General features: G+C 42.8%; 4 protein-coding genes and 1 pseudogene. 2 read left to right on the top strand and 3 right to left on the bottom strand.

Annotation, left to right across the window (positions count from 1 at the left end):
* Nucleotides 1–536: pseudogene (locus AB3112_RS09785) on the top strand (short-chain dehydrogenase); the annotation flags it as partial.
* An 83-nt stretch (nucleotides 537–619) separates the two neighbouring features.
* Here the strand turns inward: AB3112_RS09785 and AB3112_RS09790 are convergent.
* The 3 genes from AB3112_RS09790 to AB3112_RS09800 form a co-directional block, all read right to left on the bottom strand.
* Nucleotides 620–742: a hypothetical protein gene (locus AB3112_RS09790; protein ID WP_265170931.1), complete on the bottom strand. Its 123-nt coding sequence runs from the start codon at nucleotides 740–742 to the stop codon at nucleotides 620–622.
* A gap of 260 nt (nucleotides 743–1002) precedes the next feature.
* A complete protein-coding gene (locus tag AB3112_RS09795; RefSeq protein ID WP_367334396.1) occupies nucleotides 1003–1740 on the bottom strand; it encodes a glucose 1-dehydrogenase in 738 nt (245 codons plus the stop codon).
* A gap of 361 nt (nucleotides 1741–2101) precedes the next feature.
* A complete protein-coding gene (locus AB3112_RS09800) occupies nucleotides 2102–2632 on the bottom strand; it encodes a DUF308 domain-containing protein (RefSeq protein ID WP_084998159.1) in 531 nt (176 codons plus the stop codon).
* 199 nt (nucleotides 2633–2831) lie between these two features.
* Here AB3112_RS09800 and sfsA point away from each other — a divergent pair.
* Nucleotides 2832–3371, top strand: a 540-nt coding sequence (gene sfsA, locus AB3112_RS09805; RefSeq protein WP_367334397.1) for a DNA/RNA nuclease SfsA, incomplete at its 3' end; no start/stop codon positions are given.

Below are 3371 nucleotides of genomic sequence, written 5' to 3' on the forward strand. Positions count from 1 at the left end.
AGCTTCGGGCACTGCCAAACGTGAATGTTGCCTTTGTTCGACCAGTTGGCTTTTATAGTAACCTGTATTCAAATATGGACAGCATTAAAAATGAGCATGCAATCTATTCCAACATTCCAGCCGATGTCAAACGTCGTTGGGTCGCACCTGAGGATATTGCGGCGGTTGTTGAGAAGCTCCTACTTCATGTTCCACAAGGAAAGACAATTCATTATGTATATAGTGATGAATTCACAACCACTGAGTTGATTGACGCACTGAAGCAGGCCCTGGAATTGCCTGATCTTCACTTTGTGCCAATCACTGATGAACAGACTCGACAGGCGATGGTTGCAAGGGGCGTTCCTGAGAACTTGGCTCAACTGTTTGTCCAAATGAGTGTCTTTGAACGTGATTCGGAGAAGGTTTATGGAGATTTGAAAAATGAACCGACGACCGTTGGAACGTTCAAGTTGGCTGACTTTGTTCGTGAGTTTAAACAGGTATATGAAAAGCCTGATATGACCAATCAATCTAATACGCTCATCGATAAATAGCCTCTTAAGAACCAAAAATGGCATCTATTTCAATCAATCTGAAATAGGTGCCTACATAATCCCATCTAACTTAACTTTCATTTTCATTGTCCTTTAGTAACTGAGTTCCAAAATAGTCGGTTACTTTCACTTGTTTGCAAGTTTCCTGCATCTTGAAGCTTTTTGGCAAATACACGTTGCAGCATCTTCTTCAAATTTTTCTTCATATGACATGTCCTCCTGTTAGTTGATTTGGAGCTGATAGAATGGGGCTGATCAAAAGTTTGTTAGTGGCAAACCGAGCCTTTTCTTTAACTCTACCTTCAGTATAGGACATTGATTGTTACATTTGAAATGTTTAGCTCATCATTTTGTAACATTATTTTCTGAAAATTATTTGGCTGCGCTTACATCGTTGAAGTCGCGCATTGAAAACAAATGATGATACAAAAAGTCGGTGTCATTTTGGCATCGACTTTGTCAGTGATTATTGAGCTGTATAGCCACCATCTACGACAAACTCACTTCCAGTTGAGAACGACGATTCGTCGGATGCGAGGTAAAGGACCATGTTGGCAATTTCATCCGGCTGGGCCAGACGTCCCATTGGATGGAGGGCTTCAAGTGATTTTCTCATCTCCGGATAGACATCAACCATCGGGGTGTGAACGTAGCCGGGGTGAACGGAATTGACCCGGATGGGATAGCCCTTTTCGGCACAATACAGGGCAGCGGATTTGGTTAACATGCTAACACCACCCTTGGCAGCATTGTACGCGTAGAGATTCGAAATCCCAATCAAGCCGGCGATTGACGACAGATTAATGATTGACCCGCCGTTTTCTTTCATTGCGGCAATTCCGAATTTGACGCCCCACATCACGCCGTCTAAATCCACCGATAGGACTTGATGCCATGTCTTTTCATCGATTTCTTCAGCGTTATTGAATGACAGAATCCCCGCGTTGTTCAAAAGAATATCGATGTGACCAAAGTGAGCTTCAGCTTTCTTAATGACATTTTGCCAATCCGCTTCTTTGGAAACATCCTGTTTGATGAAGATCGCGGAATCGCCAAATTCATAAATACTTTTTTGACCTACTTCCTCATCAACATCGGTTACGACAACCTTGGCACCTTCTTTAACGAACCGTGTTGCGCAGGCAAACCCGATCCCCTTTGCACCACCGGTGATAATTGCAACTTTATTGTCTAAACGAGCCATGACGATGCACTCCCTTCATGAGTTCCCGACAAACTTTCCTATCCAACTTAATCTTACTATTTTGTGTATAAACGCACAAACGAATGGCATGATCATTTTTTGCAAAAAGAAAAAGCACAACGCATTCGCATTGTGCCCAAGTGCCCCCACACTTTAGTAAAGATTGAAACTTTAAAGCAGTCGAGTAACTACATACATCTACAATGAACCTTAATGGTTATAGAGCGATACTCCTAGTGGTACAAAATTTTAGCGTCACACCTGTGAACCAAATACTGATGAATGGATAGGCTACCATCAGTTTTATTCACAAGATTATTTTACGATAATGTGAAATAATATACAAGCCAAATTGTGGAATTTATACTCGCCATTTCCAAGCGGTCACAATTTCCATAATGGCCATTACAATCAGGGTGGCACCGAAGAATTGCAGCAGTATCAACACTGTGCCGAATGGATTGAATGCCAAGAGGATTCCGACTAGGATTAACAGGATGCCGTAGAGTACAAATGGCATCGGGGAAACGTTGACATACTGGCGATGGTTCAACGCATCAAGCACCTTGGAAATACCGCTGATGATTAACATGATTCCCAGGATAAATGGGAGAAATGCCAATAGTGGTTTGGCGAGGATCCAGATGATCACCGCCACGACCAGTTGGGTAATCCCAATTGCAAAGCTATAGTCGGGAACTTCACTGTGGGATCGTTGCCACCAGGCTGAAATTAAATTGATAATTCCAAAGACGATGAAGAAGGTGGCAATTAAATCAATTGAGACGTTGAGCGTTTCGTGCGGCTCAATTAGGAAAAACAGCCCAAAAACAATGTAGGCAATACTTTTAAGCCAGATATAATTGCGAATTTGATTCATGAATGAATACATATTGATTCCCCCAAATTTGATATTACCTCTATAATACGAGTTATACCTGTAAAACAACAGTAATTAATCACGCATGTGCAAGAAGATGATGTTGGTTATCCAGCGTTAGTCTTTGGCACATGTTTGAGCTGTTAACAAGGACAAAAAAGGGACCGTTGACAATCTTGATTGTCGCTGTCCTGGTAATGTGAGGTGTCTCATGGAATATCCCAATATTCACTTAGCAAAGTTCATTGATCGGCCCAACCGATTTATTTCACACTGTCGATTGGTCGAGACTGGTGAGGTCGTGACGGTTCACGTCAAAAATACCGGCCGGACAACGATTCTTCAGCCCGGGGTGACCGCGGCATTGGTACACAACCACAACCCCAAACGAAAGACCCGTTACGATTTGGTTGCCGCCAAAAAATATGATCGACAGTGGATCAATATTGATTCACAGGCGCCCAACAAGGTGGTCAAATCGGGATTGGAATCCAACTATATTCACCTTCCTGGAATTAACACGATCAAAGAAGTAACCCCTGAAGTGACGTATCTGGACTCTCGATTGGATTTTGCCGGCAAAGATGACAATGTTCGGCCGTTTTTCTTGGAGGTTAAAGGCGTGACGTTAGCCAATCACGGCATTGCAGCCTTTCCTGACGCACCCACGACAAGGGGTCTTAAGCACGTTCAGACTCTTGAAAGGGCAATTGACGATGGTTATTCCGCTTACTTATTATTTGTGATCCAG

This window comes from Lentilactobacillus sp. (genome assembly GCF_040773105.1).
Lineage (GTDB): Bacteria > Bacillota > Bacilli > Lactobacillales > Lactobacillaceae > Lentilactobacillus > Lentilactobacillus parabuchneri.